The organism is Atrimonas thermophila, assembly GCF_045864955.1.
Lineage (GTDB): Bacteria > Atribacterota > Atribacteria > Atribacterales > Thermatribacteraceae > Thermatribacter > Thermatribacter velox.
In genome coordinates, this window is sequence record NZ_AP028803.1 from 1,407,906 (window position 1) to 1,424,529 (window position 16,624).

Below are 16,624 nucleotides of genomic sequence, written 5' to 3' on the forward strand. Positions count from 1 at the left end.
CCCTCCAATACCTGGCTTATTTAATATCGTTTTTTCTCTTTATACATTGACACCACTACAATAACCACAACACCTTTTATAAGCCACTGCCAGAATCCCGAAACATTTAGAAGATTCAAAATGTTGTTTATCAAAGCAATAATTAAAACTCCTGCTATAGTTCCTTCAAGGCCACCCTTGCCACCAGCGAGCGAAGTACCTCCCAACAAAACCGCAGTAATGGATTCCAACTCAAAGCCCTGGCCAACCAGAGGATCTCCAATGCCTAAACGGCTGGCCAAAAAGATACCAGTTAATGCAGCCATTAAGGCACACAACACATAAACACCCACCTTTACCATACTGGTGTTTATGCCGCTCAGGCGTGCCACTTCTTCGTTGCTACCCACAGCATACACGTGAATCCCAAAAGCACTTCGGCGTAAGATAATCCAAAAAACAAGCAAAAGGGCTATCCAGAAAATAAACGCAAAGGGTATCGGTCCTAACTGTCCATTCGCAAAAAACATAAACCCCCTGGTAACGCCCCCAACTGGCTTTTTAGTATAGAGCAGAACCGCACCTTGTAAAATAGAAGACATAGCTAATGTGGCTATGAAAGGAGGAATGCGCAAAGAAGAAACCATGAAACCATTACCAAAGCCGACCGCAACGCCCAACAAAAGCACCAGGAGGACTATAGGCACCACCATATTCTGGTGTCGTATCATAATTCCCGAAGTCAAACATGCCGAAAGACTTATCAAAGAGCCTACCGAAAGGTCAATGCCTCCTGACAAAATGGCTATAGTCTGGCCAATACCGACTATCCCGAAAGCTACAGCCTGGCGTAAAAGATTAAACAAGTTATAAGAGGTTCTGAACTGCGGTGAAACCAACGACGAAAACACTAAAAAGAAAAACAACAACAAATACACTGTAAGTAAAGCTGGGTTTCTTCTAAACAAGTTCTTCAAGGAAAGCATCATCTTCAATCAGCCACCTATGCAGTTTTTTCCTTGAGTCCTGCAGCAAAATACATAATGTTCTCCTCAGTCATTTCTTCGGGGTCCGAGATTTCCTTAACTATTCGACCACCGTACATGATATAAAGACGATCGCTCATTCCTATTATTTCTGGGAGTTCCGAAGAAATCATCAAAACACCTTTCCCACTTTCGGCTATATCTCTCATCAAATGGTAAATCTCTGATTTTGCACCTACATCTATACCCCTGGTCGGCTCGTCAAAAATGATAAAATCTGGGTTAACTGACAACCATTTTGCAAGAACCACTTTTTGCTGATTACCTCCACTAAGGTTTCTCACGCTCTGTTTGATATGGGGCGTTTTAATCTTCAGATTTTCCACAAAATGCTGCACCAGCTCCATGGCTCTACGAAAATCGATAAAAAACCGTTTTCGCAAGCCATCTATGATTGGAAACAAACAATTATCAAAAACTGATAAACCCAAACAAAGACCCTCACTTTTCCTATCTTCAGGCGCAAAACCCAACCCACTTCGAATTGCCTGTCGAGGAGATCTGATTTCCACCTTCTTTCCTTTTATGAATATTTCACCCTCGTAAGAACCATAAGAACCGAAAAGAGCCTTCGCAAGTTCAGTCCTTCCAGAACCAACCAGACCAAATAAACCTACAATTTCACCCGAATTTACATGAAAACTAATATCCTTAAGTATAGAACCAAGCCGAAGGTTGTGAACTTCTATCACTGGAGAACCAGCTTTTTTGCTCTTGGGAGGAAAGGTTTCAGATAGCGAGCGTCCCACCATGAGACTTATCAGCTTGTCTTTATCGAGCTCGCTTATATCGAAAGTTCCCATACATTTTCCATCCTTAAGCACGGTTACCCGATCTGCGATTTCAAAAACCTCTTCCAATCTGTGGGATATGTAAACGATGGCTACACCATTTCTCTTCAGCTCCCGAATTATTTCAAAAAGTTTTTTAACTTCATTTTCACTAAGAGAAGCCGTAGGCTCGTCCATTATCAGGACGCTGGCGTTAAGAGAAAGTGCCTTCGCAATCTCAACCATCTGTTGTTGAGCAACGCTCAGCTCACCAACGAGAACATCTGGGGAAATCCGGGCACCTACACGTTGGAGCAAAAGGAACGCCTCGTTTCGCATCTTTTCTATATCCAGAGTCCTACCTCTTTTAGTGGCTTCTCGTCCCAAGAATATGTTATAAAAAACCGAAAGTTCCGGTATTAAATTTAATTCTTGATAAATAATTCCGATTCCTTTTTCCCATGCATCGTGGGTGCTGAGTATATGAGTTTTTTCGCCCTTAAGAACAATAGTTCCCTCATCAGGTTGTAAGGCACCAGAAAGAATTTTCATTAAAGTTGATTTTCCAGCCCCATTCTCACCAACCAGAGCATGCACTTCACTTTCTTGCAAAGAAAAAGTAACTCCATCAAGAGCCTTTACACCCGGGAAGCTCTTTGAAATATTCTCCATTCTCAAAATCTCTTTGTTCATTACCATCCTCCGCCCTTTTTAAGAAGGTGGGATTTCCTGAAGAGGAAATCCCACCTTCTTAAAAGCCAAAACTAACTACCTCTTGGGAAGCCATTCCTCAGGAAGCCTGCTGTCCATGAAAAACTCATCAGGAAGGTCTTCCCTGACAAACTGGTCAAGGTTTTCTTTGGTAATAACAACTCTCGGCACGTCAATATACCTGGGAACAGGGATACCATTCAGGATATCAATGGCTTTTTGCACAGCTACCTGCCCCTGCCAGGTAGGAAAGCTCACCGCTACGCCCTCAAAGCCCATCTTCTTCCACATCTTAAGGTAACGATTCATGTCCTCACCAGTAACCGGAGGTATAGGCTTACCAGCTTCCTGAAGGGCTTCAATGGCTCCAGACCCTTGAAGAGCACTATCCGCCCATATACCATCAATCTGAGGATACTTTTGAATCAGGGTTGCCATAACTTGCTTACCAACAACAGGTGACCAGTCACAGTACTGCTGCTCAAGCACCTTAATGCCCGGGTAATTTTTAAAAACATCCATAGCTCCCTTAAGGCGATCTTCAGCAGGACCAGCTCCAGCAATACCACTTAGCATAACGATGTTGCCCTTTCCACCCAGCTTTTCAGCCAGCCATTCAGCCATTATTTTTCCCATTTCGTAGTTGCTCGATTCAACAAAAGTTACAAAAGCATCTGTGGTAACTTTGCGGTCCACAACTACAACAGGTACACCTTTTTCCATGGCCTTTTCTACCGCAGGATTTAAAGCTGCTTCGGTGGCTGGTGAGATTATAAGTAAATCAATGCCTTTAGCGAGAAGGTCTTCAACGTCAGCAAGCTGCTTTACTGGATTATCTTGAGCATCGGTAATGTAGAATTCTCCAATCTCAGGGTGTTTTGAAGCTTCATACTTAATGTGTTGTACCAGAAAAACTCGCCAGCTATTAGAAATAGAAGCATTACTGAACCCTATCTTCCAGGGCGGAGTTTTGTAATACATTGAGGTGTCAACAAGCATCTTGTCCGAGTCAAGATATTTCACCCAGTCCTTAGCCAGAGCAAAACCTGTGAAAAGCAACAGTACCAGAGTTAAACCTAACACCAACACGAAAACTCGTTTCATTAAACTGCCCTCCCTTTTTGAGTTTGTAAAAGCCCTTTAAGCTTTCGAATGCGTACTTCTACCACCAAAACAAATTCTCACTTTTCAACTTTCAGCCAACCTGCCTATAGTACTATTTAGCCCCGACCTCAATTTCACCTCCTCTCACTCAGATTTACTTAGAGAAGCGTAAAAAGCCACTGCTGCCGCAATCACTATACCTTTTACAACCAGTTGAAACTGGTAGGGAAGGCCAGCCAGAAGGACCAGATTGAAAAGAATGGTCATTAAAAGCACACCAACTACAGTACCACCAACCCCGCCAGTTCCACCAGAAAGAGAGGTACCACCAACCACAACAGCTGCAATTGAATCAAGTTCGTAACCCTTGCCAGCCCAGTTATCACCGAAACCCAGGTATCCGGCAAGAATCAAACCTCCAAAAGCAGCAAAGATACCAGACAGAATATATACGCTGAAAGTAACGCGTTCTACATTGATACCCGAATAAAACGCTGCAGTTTTGTTATCTCCTATAGCGTATATTTTTCTTCCATACGGAGAGTATTTCAACACCAAAGCTACAAGCAGCGAAAGGGTTAAAAAAATGATTACTGCGACTGGAACAAAACCTATTCCACCTCTTCCAAGGACCCGTAACCAGGACGGTATGCTTCCAAAGGGTGCTCCTTTGGTATAGATAAAACGAACGCCCTGGAAAATAAGCGCTGTACCCAGTGTAACAATGAAAGGAGGAGCACTACGACGAGTAATAATAAGCCCGTTAAGTATTCCTGCAACAGCACCTAAGCCAATGCAGAAAAGCGCAACCGGCAGAACCATAAAATTCTTACCGGCCATCAAAGCAGCTGCAAATACACAACTGGTAGCAGCTATTGAAGCTACCGAAAGGTCGATGCCCCCCGACAAGATAACCAGCGTTTGTCCTACACTGATAACACCAAGCGCAGAAGCCTGCTGTAACACATTAAAAATGTTTTGCGACCGATAGAAATGTGGTGAAATTATTCCTGCTGTAACCAACAAGACTAACAAAATGATATAGATAGCATTAGCGACCAAAAACCCTTGCGCTTTACTCGATTTCTCACTCTGCACAACCCTACTCATGTTGACAATCAGGCTAAACACGCTCCTTACTGTCTTTAAATGTGTCCCCTAAGGCTAAACAATCCTTGTTTATTCACTTAAGCAGGTCCTTCACCAGAACTCTTTCACCCTTCTCGGCGGAAAGCAAAGCTGCATCAAGAACCGCCTGGCATTTCAAACCATCGTAAAAGTTAGGTATTGGAAGAGTGTCTTTTGCGATACACTCCAGAAAATCAGCTATTTCGTGAACAAAGGTGTGTTCATAACCTATGATATGTCCTGGGGGCCACCAAGCCGAGATATAGGGATGTACTTCCTCAGTAACCAGGATGGTTCGGAACCCTTGGGTTTCAGGAGTATCTTCTCGTGAGTAAAACTGCAATTCATTGAGGCGCTCCAGATTGAAAATAATACTGCCTTTACTCCCGTAAATTTCGAAATAGTTGTAATTTTTTCTGCCCGAAGCAAAACGAGTAGCCTCAAAAGAACCCAAAATGCCATTTTCAAATTCAGCCAGCAAAAAGGCAGCATCTTCAACCGTAACTTCACCCATGCCCTCTCCACTTTTTGCGGTGAGCATTGTGGAAAGTTCTCTTTCTTCAGCTGGGAGTTTACGATACTTAATGAAATTGGTTGTCATACACATAACACTTTTAATGTCTCCTACCAGGTAGTGAGCAAGATCGATCAAATGAGCGTTCAGATCTCCATGTGGACCACTACCGGCCACTTCCTTACGAAGTTTCCAGATGAGAGGAAAATCGGGATCCACTATCCAGTCTTGAAGATACGCTGCCCTGAAGTGATAAATGGTTCCCAATCTTCCCTCCTCTATCAGCTTTTTAGCAAGTACCACTGCAGGGACTCTTCGATAGTTAAAACCGATCATGTGTTTCACGCCAGCTTCCTCAACTGCTTGAACCATTTCTTTGGCTTCTCCAACGTTCATAGCAAGTGGTTTTTCACACAAAATATGCTTTTTGTTCTCTGCAGCAGCAATGGCAATATCACGATGCATATTGTTCGAGGTACATATATCAACAATTTCAATATCATCTCTTTCAACCACTTCTTTCCAGGAAGTGGAGTACTCTTCCCAACCCCACTTCTGAGCCGCTTTTTTAAGCGGCTCAGGATTCCGACCACAGATTACTTTCCTTACTGGCTGGAGCTCAAGATCGAAGAAGAAGTTAACATCTTTGAAAGCATGGCTGTGAGCCTTACCCATGAACTTATAGCCTATAAGGGCTACATTAATAGGTCTCATAGCAAAACAACTCCTATGCTTTCTTGTTGTCAGGAACGAGAGCTTCAATAACAATAATCCTCAAATCAGTATCGCCAATGTTTCGAAAAGAGTGATAACTTCCATTTTTAGTTAGGCATACATCACCCGGTTCCATAATTGTTGTTTCCCCATCCACAGTCATTTCTCCAATACCTTCGACTACATAATAAAGCTCTTCGTTGCCTATCTGCTCGTGTCTTCCAATAGAAGTTCCTGGAGGTAAAACTGTTTCATGCATGAACGAAATACAACTATCAAAGTCCTCGGGAAAACCTGGAACACCCGGTAACCTCGGTTCATAACCAAGAAGCTGTCTCACTCTGATAGTGCCTTCGCCACCATGGCATTTTTCAACAGTAGTCTCAGGAACGTCCTTTCTTCCCCTTTTAATCATCATCTTTCGAATACCTCCTTCTGGTAAAATGTATATACATACTTCCTATTATAACATTATGACACGTAATAAATCCTGAATCCAGAAATAACAACCTGCGCTATCAATGCCTCCATTTAATATTTATTTAATCTTTACAGTGCCAGTTTAATGTGTTTCCATTCCAGGTACTCTTCCAAACCATAGTGGCCGAGTTCAAGGCCAATGCCACTTTCTTTCCATCCTGGATAGGGTGCAAATAAGCTATCCGGATTGATATTGTTCACCGCTACCGAACCCCATTCCAGGGCTTCTGTGACTCGAAAAGCCCTTCCCATATCTCTGGTATAAAGATAGGCCACCAGCCCGTAACGGACTGAATTAGCTTTTTCAACCGCTTCTTCTGCAGTCTTAAAAGAATCTATCGCCACCAGAGGCCCAAACGGTTCTTCCTGCATTATCTTCATATCGGGAGAAACATTAACTAAAACAGTGGGTTCAAAGTAAAAGCCCTGCTGCAAGCGCTGATCCGTAGGTCGTTTGCCCCCACATAGTACCTGAGCTCCTTTTTTCACCGCATCTTCAACAAATTCCTCCATCCTCCTTACACCAGCTTCGTTCACCATAGGACCGAGATCGGGAGGTGGCTCATCAAACGCCCCTCCAAGGCGCAGTTTTCGAGTTTGCTCGACAAAACTTTTTACAAAAGCGTCTTTTATGCTTTCCTCAACAAAAATCCGATTTACTGAGTTACAGATTTGACCAGCATTTCGAAAAGCTCTCTTCACACCGTCTTTTACTGCTTTGTCAAAATCTGCATCAGCAAACACGATGAAAGGCGAATGACCACCGAGCTCAAGAATTAAGCGCTTCACATTTTGAGCGGAAGCCTCTATAAATTTTTTGCCAGTATCAGTAGAACCAGTAAGTGCTATCAGCCGAACCCTGGGGTTGGCGAAAATCTCTTCGCTGACAACTTCATTATCGCCGTTTATAACGTGCAAAACGTTTTCGGGTAACCCGGAATCTACACAGGCGCGTACAAACTCTATTGTAGAAAGCGGGGTCTCCCGAGAAGGCTTAACCACTACCGTGCAACCTGCCGCAAGCGCTGGAGCAACTTTCCAGGAGATAAGGCTAACCGGATAATTCCAGGCAGCAACTGCAAAAACCACACCCACAGGCTGACGAATGGCAATACTCCTTAAATTCGAAGCATTAGGAGGAGGTACTTCTCCTAAAATGTTGACCGCAAGATACCCATAATATTCGAGACAATCTGCAGCACCAAGCACTTCTTTGCAAGCATCCACAAAGCTTTTCCCTTGTTCCTGAGCAAGAAGTCTTCCTATTTCTTCCGAACGCTCCCTAACTTTAACTGCACATTTGAGAAGCGCTCTACTTCGCTCAAGGGCTGGAGTACGCGACCACTCTTTAAACCCTTGATGAGCCTTTTCGATAGCTCCAGCAACCTGCTCTCTCTCAAGCTTAGAAACAGTAGCAAAAACTTTCCCGCAAGAAGGATCGACAACATTTATTAATCCCCCGCTACCCTTTACCCACTCCCCACTAATCAAAGAATGATATTCCAGCATCAAGAAACCTCCTCTCCCATTCTTTCAAAAACGGGTTGTAACAAATCGTGCACTTCCTTGAAACGTTTATAAGCCTTTTCATACTCTTTTGTGCTTGAAGGATAAAAGCGCTTTCTCTCTTTGACCCAAGCCCGAGCAACTTCTTGAGGAGCGATTTTCGAAAAACCGGAGAAAGCCAGAATCCCAGCTCCCAGAATGCCACCCTCACTTTCTACCAAAGTAAAAACTTCTTTTTGATAAATATCAGCTTTAATCTGACTCCACAAATCGCTCCTGGCTCCACCACCAATGCAGGACATTTCTTTTATTTCGCCTGAAAAAAGACGCTCAATTTCATCAAGACTCATTTTTAGGTCAAAACAAACTCCTTCCAGAACAGCTCTTGCAAAGTGGGCACGACGGTGGTGAGGCAAAATACCCAGAAAAACACCTCTTGCGTTTGGAGAACCAAGTAATCGTTCCCCAAGTAGATAGGGGAAAAACATTAGTCCTTCAGCTCCTGGAGGCACCTGAGCAGCTTCCTCGTCGATAAGCTGGTAAGAAGCTGATCCATTGTTACTTCCTAATCTATACAGAGCATCTCTTAACCAGCGCACACTACCTCCACCACTGTCAAGAATGCCAAAACTTATCCAGCCCGGGATAGCATGATGCAAATTCATGAGCTTTTGCGACAAAAGGGGAGAAGGTGTAAATACCGAAACATCCGAAGCTGTTCCTCCCACATCACAGGAACGACCTTCCTCAAACATTCCTCCTCCAAGAAGTAAACAGAGCATATCTCCCGCACCACAAACTACGGGTACTGAATTCTTGAGACCAAGAAGCTCGTTAATATCCTCTTTGGTAGTACCTATCACCTTAAAAGAAGGAATGATTTGGGGAAACTTTTCCTTATCTAACCCGAAAAGCTCAAAAAGATCGTCATCCCAGGTTTTCTTCTCCCACGAAAAGAGAAAGGCCCCAGAAGCTTCCGAAAAATCAGTAGCAATCTCTCCAGTCAGCAAATAATTAAGGTAGTCTTTGGCAGTAAGAAAATAAGCTGCGTGTCTATAAACTTCAGGGAGGTTTTCTTTTATCCAGGCTACTTTGGGGCCAATCCAATTTGGTATTATCAAATTAGCAGTCTTTTCAATCTGTTTTTCTGGACTCAGCAACGAAGCCACTCGCTTACATACACTCAAAGAGCGCTTGTCACACCAGATAGGAACCAGATCCATGAGTAAGTTACCACGAGAATCCACAGGGCACACAGCATGCATCTGTGCACTTACACCAATAGCAAGAACTTCAAAATCGGGAAAACGCCCCAAAAGCTCCCTCATGCAAGCTACCGAGAGTTCCCACCATTCCCGAGGACTTTGCTCAGCCCAGGATGGGCGTGGGGAAGAAAAGGAAGGATTTCTGCCTGCAAGTGCCAGGATTTTACCCTCTCTATCAATAAGAGCACTGCGCACTGTTTCGGTTCCGATGTCTACTACCAGAACTCCCTGAAACTCAGACATTTTAACCCTCTTTTTTCACAGTAACCCAAACGTAAGAAAGAGCATGTGAGTGAGGATTTTCAGCACGGTGAAACTTTCCAAAAGGTATGTAAACAACATCTCCCGCCTTAATTTCAAATCGATCCTGGTCTATCTCCATGATTCCTTGACCAGAAAGCACAAAGTACACTTCTTCAAGCGGAGGATGTTGGTGACCCCGAGTAGAACAGCCTGGGTAAACTACCGTATAACCTACCTGAACCTTTTGCGACTCGGAATCACTTTCTCGAAGCAACATCCAGGTATCTCGCACTACATTACTCCCAATTTTGCTTAAAACTTCCTCAAAAGTGTTGCTTCCTTTTTCAGGTTGAACCTCTGACAAATTTTTTTTGTAATAATTCATTTTAAAGACCTCCTGTTTTCTTTTGGCCTTCCCTCAAGAAAAACCTTATACTCATACTTGTCGGCCCTGATAACTGAGATATCCACTTCAAAGGGAATCCCATCCTCAAGGTAAACAACTCTTACCGTATGAAATAAAGGCATTTTTTCAGGAATATGCAAAAGGTCCGCCTCCAAGGGGCCACTCAGGTAAGCCTCGATAGTTTCAACCGCCCTATGCAACCTAAGGCCATACTCCTCCTCAAGCAACTGATATAAACCTTTGGTACGAAGAGCTTCTTTCTTCTTTTCTAAATCGGGAACCATGCGAGGAAGAAGATAGTTGGTAATAAAGGCAATGGGCAAGCCTCCAGCAACTCGAGTACGTTGCACCAGGTAAACAAGCTCTCCTCGCTCAAGATCCAGTGCCCCAGCTACTTTGGGAGGAGCAGGAACCAGTTCAACAGTAAGCGTACCAGTGGCAACTTCTACACCTTTAGAACGCAGGGTTTCAGTGAAGGAGCTAATGTAGTTTAGATTTTGGGCAGTCTTGGGTTCTTGAACTATGGTGCCTTTCCCTCTCTTTCTGAAAATGAGGTTATCTTTCTCTAATTCCTGAAGTGCATTGCGAATGGTGGTTCTACTCGCCTGAAAGGTCTCTGCCAGTTCTTCTTCAGAGGGCAAAAGATCACCAACTCTGTATTTGCCACTTTCAATTTCTTCACGAAGCTGATGGTAAATTTTAAGATAAAGGGGTAAATCGTTATGAACCAAGGTGTTTTCCCCTTCTTATTAATTACTACTTTTTTCAAAAACTTGTTACTACCATTAGTTTAGATGAGTCTGTAGAGGATGTCAATCCCTCACCCTTTCAGATAGACAAAAATTAAGCAAAAAGCTTTCAATCTGGGTTTTTTCCGATTTTTGTAGACAATCTCACAGTTTTATCCAAATTTGTAATTACATACATCTAAAAAGGTATCTAAGATTCCTTTTCTAAAAACATGCTAAAATAAAAAGGGGTTGAAATCTCGACAAAAGACTCCGCTAAAAGATTTCGAAACCCGAGTAAATCATTCGAATAAAGGAGGGGAACCCTTGGAAAGGCTCCGATTGCTAAAATCGAACCTGGTTACGGCCTTAATCGCCCTTGTAGTATTATTCACTACCGTGAATGCTTTTTCAGAAGAAACCGCTCCAGCAACGCTGGAAATAAAAGAACTGGTTGTTGAAGAGTTAGTCATAAAAGATAAGGACGGCAGGGCTCGGATAAGAATGGGGGTGGATTCCACGAATTCCCCCATTATTTTCTTCTACGACCAGACAGGGAAAAAGCGGCTTTCTCTTTCTGCTGGACCAGCAGAAAGAGAAATAGCGCAAATTATTCTGTATAGCGAAGAACAACCTGTTCTGGCGCTGGAATCCAGAGAGGGCATAGGGAAACTCTTTTTAGCCGAAGTAGGGCGACCTGAAATTACCGCAACAGTTGATTCTTTCAAAATAAGGGTGCTCGAATTCAATCTACGTCAAAATTCAATAACTACCATAACCAACAAATTAATTCAGTGGTCCCTTTATGCAACCCCTACCGAGGACCCCGATGCCGAGGGACTCGCAGTATACGTTGAAACCCGGCCTGCCCCTTCCTGGAAGGTAAACTTTGAAGAGGTAAAGCTCTCAACGAGTGCAGAGGAAATAAAAAATGTCTATCAGGAAGCAGGAGAGTACCTATACAGAGAAATTTTGCGCCCAAACTTTCCAGCCTTGAGTCCGGAAAAACTCACAATCTACTTCTCAATGTATGGCTACAAGATAGGAATCTGGAAAAACGGGACAATAAAGCTTGCTGGAGAAGAATAACCTGGAAAGAACTGTGAAATCTGGAAAAAACCTTTGAACATACTTCGGAGATGGTCGGGGCGAGCCGATTTGAACGGCCGACCTCTTGAACCCGAGTTTTACGCAGTAGGTTTTAGTGGTATCAGTTAGTACCTGAAATGCCCTATTTTTCTGGATTTTTGTTTTTGGGAGTTTTGCGTTTCTCTGTCGCGTTGCTGTCAAAATTGCTGTCAACTGCCGGGGTGCCGAGCCCTGGCTACCCAGCACCCCAACAGGAAGGAGGAGACGGTGGAGAGGAGGGTCAGAATATGCCTTTAACCTTCAACACTATGCCGGCAACGATAATGCCCACAACTAACCAGAAGAGAAAGTGTTTCATATGATCACCCCAATATGTAACGGGATAGCCACAAGCCCAACAGGAAACATACTACACAAGCGAGTAAAGTAAGCATAAAAAATCACCTCTCATGTAAGCCCTCATGGTCGTAATAAAACAACCAATCGCCTTTAGGTTCACCGGTAGAAAGTTCTTTAAGCATTTTTGTTAGGTCGTATTCCCCAAAGCCCTTGGGGATAAGTTTCTTCAAAACCAACTTTTCGAGTTTCTTCCGGAAGGCTTCTCTATCGGCGAGTCTTTCATATTCGAGGATCTTACTTTCAATTTCAGGATCCACACTCACGCCACAATGGGCCAGAAAAGCAAGAAACTTCTTCCTCGTTTTCTCGCTTTTCAAGACCCACCCGAGGACTCCCCCACAATCGCTTCGCCAGTTTCAATCTTCATCTTGCGATACGCACTACGCACTATCGCCTCGATTTCTTCGTCTGTGGCGTGGTAACCGATTTGAATAAGGGCGTTGCGTAACTGCTCTACGGCCCAAGCAAGCTTTTGCGCTCCAGCATTGTCTTGGAATTTATCTTTTGCAGCCATAACGAACTCAAAGGCTTTCTCAACGGCCCACTGCCATTTCTGATATTTCTCCTTTGTAACGCCCAGTTTCGTGAATACCCAGCCAAGAACTACAGGAAGAGCAATAACCACGATTTGCAACACAAGGTTAAGTATGTTTTCTCTCATTCCTTTTCACCTCCTTCCGCCCTAAAGAGCTCGTAATAGTGTCTAACATTTTTCTCCCAAAAACGGTTAAGCCCCCGCGGGTCGTTCTCCGCTCCCACAGGGGCGTATTTTTTTGCAAAATACTCAATAAAATCCTTGAACTGGTCTTTGTCCCAGTTGTTCCAGAGCTTTCCCGAACTCCACCGCTCGGTATCTTTCAGCAATGTCCACAAGAACCACTCAAGCTGCGTCTTTAAGTCCGTGTCTATTGCCTCAGGGTGGAGAACGCCGAACTCTCGCCCTGGTCGTCCGCTCTCTTGCTGCCGCACGGCTAAAGTGAAAGCGTAGGGATTGACCAGAGAGCCAAGTTCTGGATGTGCTTTGACAAAGTCCTCAACCCTGCGCAGGATGAAATCTACTTCATCTGGGAATTTGAAGTATTTTCTAACTGCTTCAAAGTTGACAGGGTATTTCTCTGGTTGTTCTTTTCCTCTTTTTCTCTTCGGGGCAAGCAGGTATAAGAGGATGCCAATTGCGACGAGAACAATAGCGCATATCATCGGTTAGTGAAGAAAAAGACAGAGTACAGGACCGCAGTAGAAATGAGGGCAGTTAGGACACCATAGACAAGACTTTTAAGTGGTTTTAGGTTAGCAATACACATTTCATTCTCTCTTATTCTTTCTTCCTGCTCATTAAGCCTGCCTTCGAGTTTTTCTGCTAACTTATCGAGCTTTTTATCTGTTTCTTCCTGCTTATGTTTTATGTGCTCAAGATCGTTCTTAATGATTGCGAGCGTGATTCTTCCGTTATTGTTGTTTTCGGCCATTTCTGCACCCCCTTAATACTTGTAATAGTTGACACCCCAAATGATTGTGGGACGGCTTTCAACGGCACAAAAACCAGCCGAACAAGAGCTTTTCTTTTCCTTTTTTTCGTATTTGTCTGTGTAGTAAAGAACATGTCCCTCGTTGTAGAGTTTTGCAATGCGCTTCTTTGCGCTGACGTCGAGGGTAATCTTCATATCAGGATAGAAGCGCTTCATGTAAGTGTCAAAGTCTTTGAATGTGCCGTAGTAATACCAGAGGTTCCACACGTGTGTTTTACCCTCGCTGTCTATCGCATAACTCAAAGCATGTCCTGGGGTACCTATGTCGTTTTGAGGATAAATATGCACGTAATGAGCTTCATAACCGAGGGTATCTTGGGCGAGATATGCGGTCATAAGCGCCCAATCATCGCAATCCCCGTGGAACGGCTGCTTATAGATTATGCGCTTGTGGTTGTTCACGTCAGGGATTGCCTTCATAGCCAGTTCAGCGGGTGTGAAGTAGTAGTTTTTATAGCCCGTTGTTACCTCATCACTTGCATACTGTGCGTTTTTCATGCGCAGGAAATACTCAATTGCTTTTGGGGACGTGACGGTGTCCGGATATTCAAAGAGTTTGCGTGGTTTGTCAGGGTTGACCGTCGGCGTCAGGCAACCAGCAGTAAGGCATAGCGCAAAAAGGACAATGCCTACAACGATTTTTTGCCTCATTTGGCTTCACCTCGTTAACCGGTACAAAGGTGGTTAGTTTGTAAATTTGGTATTTGTTGTCCCATAGGTATTCAGGGAAGTGGGGTTCTGGCAAAACAATGCTTTTCTCAAACAAAAAGGCCTTGCCGCTTCTGGCAAGGCCTTGAGCTTCCTCTTTGGTGTAGGATACTCTCATGCAACGGCAATCTCGGTGATATACACGCTTCTTTCCGTATAATCACTTGCCTTTGCCCACACTTCCAGAGGAACATACATATCCATTGGGACAGTAAAGTTAAAGGTAAGGGTTTGCAAGTCGGTATTGTCAGCAAGCGTTTGCTCGGTTTCCCTGTTTACCAAAACCTTTACTGAGCTTCCCGTCCAGCTTTTCTTGATTTTCAGCGTCAGTTGCCTATCACCTCGCCTCACTGGTATTTCCATGAAGAACCTGCCCCACTTGACAACAGGAATTCTGATGTTTGCTTTGCCAGTTATTGGGTTTACACGCTCAAGGAAGTAAAGATTTGGGAAGCGCAAATCATAATCTTGTAGGTCGCTTAGGGATTCTAAGCGGTTGCTTAGAACTGCAGACCACCCACTGGTGCTGGTCGGCGACGATATAATTGCACAATCGTAAAGAGAAAGCATACCAGGGTAGCTTGTATAACTACATGTAGCAAGGTCTGTTGCTGAGATATCAGCAAAAACACAGCTTTTGTAGTTCTCTATTGTAACTGGGTATGATAATCTATACCCACAGATTGGTGCATAAGCTGAGTTAGCAAACAGTATGCGTTCGGCATATATTGTGCAACCGGTTGAAAAGAAACAAGACCTATTTTGATAATTAACGAAGGCTGAGTCGTGGATGTGAATTGTTGATTGGTTATCGGCATCACTATATGCCGATACCCAAACGCCATTGCTCTCGTATTGTCCGACCGCGCCTATGGAAAGAGCTTGAGAGATGATGACATTTCTCGCACTGGTGACAAATCGGAGGGGAACTGTTGCATACACACGTTTAACAAGGTATTTATTGTATGTTCCAGTAGTGCCACCTGGAATGAACAAATGCCCATAAAAGCTGGTGGACCCCAAATACTCAACGGCTTTAATGTCATGAATTACTACATCTCCACTGGCATCCATGGCATTCCTAAAACCAGCTCCGCCAGCCTGTGGTTTTAAGGTCAGAAACCCAAACTCGTGGTATGGCTTCACAAGGTATATGCAATCAGAGTCAGTTGGCGCCTGGATAGTAACAGAACCTGGCGATACGCCAAAAACCTCTCCGCTCTCGTCTCCAAGCCAGCGTATAAAGGCTTTTACTGTTCCAGCGTTAACTGGGCTAAGCGTCTCTGTATAGGTTCCAGGTGCGATGATTACTGTATCCCCAGCCGTAACGGTATTAGCAGCCTTGGTCAGGGTTTGCCATGCTCTATCGGGGGTTGGAGCAAGCCCGTCGTTGCTGTTGTTCCCGTCTGGTCTCACGTAGTAGATGGCCATTCTACCACCTCTTCAAACTCTTCGGTTGTGCCATTAAGGAACATGTAGTGTCTTATTTTTTGCAGTCTCTGGTCTGGCGAATATTCAAATTCCTGAATAGCTCTCTCTTGGGGGTTTTTGCTATGGTAATATTCTCTCTTCACGAGATAAAAGCCCGAGCCCGAAATAGCACGAGTCAGAGTTTGCACGCAAGTATCACTTTCACCGATTATCCTGCTTGCTTCACGAGTTAAATCGAAATCTCTCCGTGTCGGCATTTATGCTCACCATCCTGGCAAACCAGCATCGAAGGTTAACACACTGATTCTTCTCAGTTCTAACCCCGTTTCTGTATCATTAACTGCAACAACATATCCCGCCTTACCAGTTAAGGCCTCCTGGATATGTTTGGTTGCATCGGTTACATGCGTGGCTGGTGCAAAATCATCCGTATTCTTCCCACTGTCCTGCAAATTACCAGTAGCATCCAAAGAAGCAAAGTTGCCAGCGACAGCACCAGGAACCTTGTCAGCCTTACTGTTGAGGGATTCTGCGTCAACGACATCACCTTGGCTTTTGTACCATACGTACCACGTCATGCCAGCTTGCCCACTATGGAAGAGAAGCGTGTTGCAGTACTTCACATCCCCGTCCTCTCGCCCTTCATAATCGACTTGGAAATACCCATTTGCTGACACCGATCCTGTGTAGGCCTCTTCTATAAGGAAAGCACCTGTTTTGTCCTGGTTCTGCCAGATTTCGACAGAAGAGGGGGTTTCCTTTTTCACATAGTGGTGCTTCAAACGCACCTTATAGGGAGCTTGGTTCGGTACCGTAATTTGTTCTGCTTCTATAGAATGCCCAAACGATGAAAAATTCAGCCTGTCCGTCAAAT

The 16,624-nt window shown here is 44.1% G+C and carries 19 protein-coding genes; 1 reads left to right on the plus strand and 18 read right to left on the minus strand.

Translation table 11 applies throughout. From position 1 onward, the window contains the following. Positions 1–20 precede the first annotated feature (20 nt). The 10 genes from ACKTT1_RS07320 to ACKTT1_RS07365 form a co-directional block, all read right to left on the minus strand. A complete protein-coding gene (locus tag ACKTT1_RS07320; protein WP_412709119.1) occupies positions 21–845 on the minus strand; it encodes an ABC transporter permease in 825 nt (274 codons plus the stop codon). A gap of 137 nt (positions 846–982) precedes the next feature. Next, positions 983–2,488 (minus strand): sugar ABC transporter ATP-binding protein, encoded by a 1,506-nt coding sequence (locus ACKTT1_RS07325; RefSeq protein ID WP_412709120.1) that lies wholly within the window; start codon positions 2,486–2,488, stop codon positions 983–985. 75 nt (positions 2,489–2,563) lie between these two features. After that, positions 2,564–3,610: an ABC transporter substrate-binding protein gene (locus tag ACKTT1_RS07330; protein ID WP_412709121.1), complete on the minus strand. Its 1,047-nt coding sequence runs from the start codon at positions 3,608–3,610 to the stop codon at positions 2,564–2,566. A gap of 144 nt (positions 3,611–3,754) precedes the next feature. Next, complete coding sequence (locus ACKTT1_RS07335) at positions 3,755–4,720, minus strand: ABC transporter permease (RefSeq protein ID WP_412709122.1); 966 nt, start codon at positions 4,718–4,720, stop codon at positions 3,755–3,757. 73 nt (positions 4,721–4,793) lie between these two features. Beyond that, the gene (locus ACKTT1_RS07340) at positions 4,794–5,966 is read right to left on the minus strand and encodes a Gfo/Idh/MocA family protein (RefSeq protein WP_412709123.1); all 1,173 of its coding nucleotides are present in this window, start codon (positions 5,964–5,966) and stop codon (positions 4,794–4,796) included. 13 nt (positions 5,967–5,979) lie between these two features. Beyond that, complete coding sequence (locus ACKTT1_RS07345) at positions 5,980–6,384, minus strand: cupin domain-containing protein (protein WP_412709124.1); 405 nt, start codon at positions 6,382–6,384, stop codon at positions 5,980–5,982. Between the two features lie 131 nt (positions 6,385–6,515). Beyond that, positions 6,516–7,955 (minus strand): NAD-dependent succinate-semialdehyde dehydrogenase, encoded by a 1,440-nt coding sequence (locus tag ACKTT1_RS07350; protein WP_412709125.1) that lies wholly within the window; start codon positions 7,953–7,955, stop codon positions 6,516–6,518. Further along, positions 7,955–9,460: an FGGY-family carbohydrate kinase gene (locus tag ACKTT1_RS07355; RefSeq protein WP_412709126.1), complete on the minus strand. Its 1,506-nt coding sequence runs from the start codon at positions 9,458–9,460 to the stop codon at positions 7,955–7,957. The genes ACKTT1_RS07350 and ACKTT1_RS07355 overlap by 1 nt, the downstream gene beginning before the upstream one ends. Before the next feature lies 1 nt (position 9,461). Beyond that, positions 9,462–9,845 (minus strand): dimethylsulfonioproprionate lyase family protein, encoded by a 384-nt coding sequence (locus ACKTT1_RS07360; protein WP_412709127.1) that lies wholly within the window; start codon positions 9,843–9,845, stop codon positions 9,462–9,464. Then, positions 9,842–10,597 (minus strand): GntR family transcriptional regulator, encoded by a 756-nt coding sequence (locus ACKTT1_RS07365; RefSeq protein ID WP_412709128.1) that lies wholly within the window; start codon positions 10,595–10,597, stop codon positions 9,842–9,844. Before ACKTT1_RS07365 ends, ACKTT1_RS07360 begins: the two co-directional genes overlap by 4 nt. A 324-nt stretch (positions 10,598–10,921) precedes the next feature. Between ACKTT1_RS07365 and ACKTT1_RS07370 the strand changes: the two genes are divergently transcribed. Beyond that, positions 10,922–11,683 carry a hypothetical protein gene (locus ACKTT1_RS07370; RefSeq protein ID WP_412709129.1) on the plus strand — a complete coding sequence of 254 codons (762 nt, stop codon included), beginning with the start codon at positions 10,922–10,924 and terminating at the stop codon, positions 11,681–11,683. Positions 11,684–12,123: 440 nt separating this feature from the next. Here ACKTT1_RS07370 and ACKTT1_RS07375 read toward each other — a convergent pair whose 3' ends face one another. From ACKTT1_RS07375 to ACKTT1_RS07410, 8 genes are all read right to left on the minus strand, one after another. After that, positions 12,124–12,399, minus strand: coding sequence for a hypothetical protein (locus ACKTT1_RS07375; protein WP_412709130.1), 276 nt, complete (start codon positions 12,397–12,399; stop codon positions 12,124–12,126). Further along, positions 12,396–12,743, minus strand: a complete 348-nt coding sequence (locus ACKTT1_RS07380; protein ID WP_412709131.1) for a phage holin, LLH family — start codon at positions 12,741–12,743, stop codon at positions 12,396–12,398. The genes ACKTT1_RS07375 and ACKTT1_RS07380 overlap by 4 nt, the downstream gene beginning before the upstream one ends. Next, positions 12,740–13,282 (minus strand): hypothetical protein, encoded by a 543-nt coding sequence (locus ACKTT1_RS07385; RefSeq protein ID WP_412709132.1) that lies wholly within the window; start codon positions 13,280–13,282, stop codon positions 12,740–12,742. The genes ACKTT1_RS07380 and ACKTT1_RS07385 overlap by 4 nt, the downstream gene beginning before the upstream one ends. Beyond that, positions 13,279–13,551 (minus strand): hypothetical protein, encoded by a 273-nt coding sequence (locus tag ACKTT1_RS07390; RefSeq protein ID WP_412709133.1) that lies wholly within the window; start codon positions 13,549–13,551, stop codon positions 13,279–13,281. The genes ACKTT1_RS07385 and ACKTT1_RS07390 overlap by 4 nt, the downstream gene beginning before the upstream one ends. A 12-nt stretch (positions 13,552–13,563) precedes the next feature. Then, entirely contained in the window at positions 13,564–14,262 is a 699-nt protein-coding gene (locus tag ACKTT1_RS07395; RefSeq protein ID WP_412709134.1) for a hypothetical protein, read from the minus strand. Positions 14,263–14,433: 171 nt separating this feature from the next. Continuing rightward, positions 14,434–15,750 carry a hypothetical protein gene (locus ACKTT1_RS07400; protein WP_412709135.1) on the minus strand — a complete coding sequence of 439 codons (1,317 nt, stop codon included), beginning with the start codon at positions 15,748–15,750 and terminating at the stop codon, positions 14,434–14,436. Then, the gene (locus ACKTT1_RS07405; RefSeq protein WP_412709136.1) at positions 15,732–16,007 is read right to left on the minus strand and encodes a hypothetical protein; all 276 of its coding nucleotides are present in this window, start codon (positions 16,005–16,007) and stop codon (positions 15,732–15,734) included. Before ACKTT1_RS07405 ends, ACKTT1_RS07400 begins: the two co-directional genes overlap by 19 nt. Before the next feature lie 6 nt (positions 16,008–16,013). Continuing rightward, positions 16,014–16,622, minus strand: coding sequence for a hypothetical protein (locus tag ACKTT1_RS07410; RefSeq protein ID WP_412709137.1), 609 nt, complete (start codon positions 16,620–16,622; stop codon positions 16,014–16,016). Positions 16,623–16,624 lie beyond the last annotated feature (2 nt).

Excerpts from the sequence above, each read along its gene's own strand:
- ACKTT1_RS07325 (WP_412709120.1), bottom strand. The coding sequence starts at position 2,488 with ATGAACAAAGAGATTTTGAGAATGGAGAATATTTCAAAGAGCTTCCCG.
- ACKTT1_RS07330 (WP_412709121.1), bottom strand. The coding sequence starts at position 3,610 with ATGAAACGAGTTTTCGTGTTGGTGTTAGGTTTAACTCTGGTACTGTTG.
- ACKTT1_RS07335 (WP_412709122.1), bottom strand. The coding sequence starts at position 4,720 with ATGAGTAGGGTTGTGCAGAGTGAGAAATCGAGTAAAGCGCAAGGGTTT.
- ACKTT1_RS07340 (WP_412709123.1), bottom strand. The coding sequence starts at position 5,966 with ATGAGACCTATTAATGTAGCCCTTATAGGCTATAAGTTCATGGGTAAG.
- ACKTT1_RS07345 (WP_412709124.1), bottom strand. The coding sequence starts at position 6,384 with ATGATGATTAAAAGGGGAAGAAAGGACGTTCCTGAGACTACTGTTGAA.
- ACKTT1_RS07350 (WP_412709125.1), bottom strand. The coding sequence starts at position 7,955 with ATGCTGGAATATCATTCTTTGATTAGTGGGGAGTGGGTAAAGGGTAGC.
- ACKTT1_RS07355 (WP_412709126.1), bottom strand. The coding sequence starts at position 9,460 with ATGTCTGAGTTTCAGGGAGTTCTGGTAGTAGACATCGGAACCGAAACA.
- ACKTT1_RS07360 (WP_412709127.1), bottom strand. The coding sequence starts at position 9,845 with ATGAATTATTACAAAAAAAATTTGTCAGAGGTTCAACCTGAAAAAGGA.
- ACKTT1_RS07380 (WP_412709131.1), bottom strand. The coding sequence starts at position 12,743 with ATGAGAGAAAACATACTTAACCTTGTGTTGCAAATCGTGGTTATTGCT.
- ACKTT1_RS07385 (WP_412709132.1), bottom strand. The coding sequence starts at position 13,282 with ATGATATGCGCTATTGTTCTCGTCGCAATTGGCATCCTCTTATACCTG.
- ACKTT1_RS07390 (WP_412709133.1), bottom strand. The coding sequence starts at position 13,551 with ATGGCCGAAAACAACAATAACGGAAGAATCACGCTCGCAATCATTAAG.
- ACKTT1_RS07395 (WP_412709134.1), bottom strand. The coding sequence starts at position 14,262 with ATGAGGCAAAAAATCGTTGTAGGCATTGTCCTTTTTGCGCTATGCCTT.
- ACKTT1_RS07400 (WP_412709135.1), bottom strand. The coding sequence starts at position 15,750 with ATGGCCATCTACTACGTGAGACCAGACGGGAACAACAGCAACGACGGG.
- ACKTT1_RS07405 (WP_412709136.1), bottom strand. The coding sequence starts at position 16,007 with ATGCCGACACGGAGAGATTTCGATTTAACTCGTGAAGCAAGCAGGATA.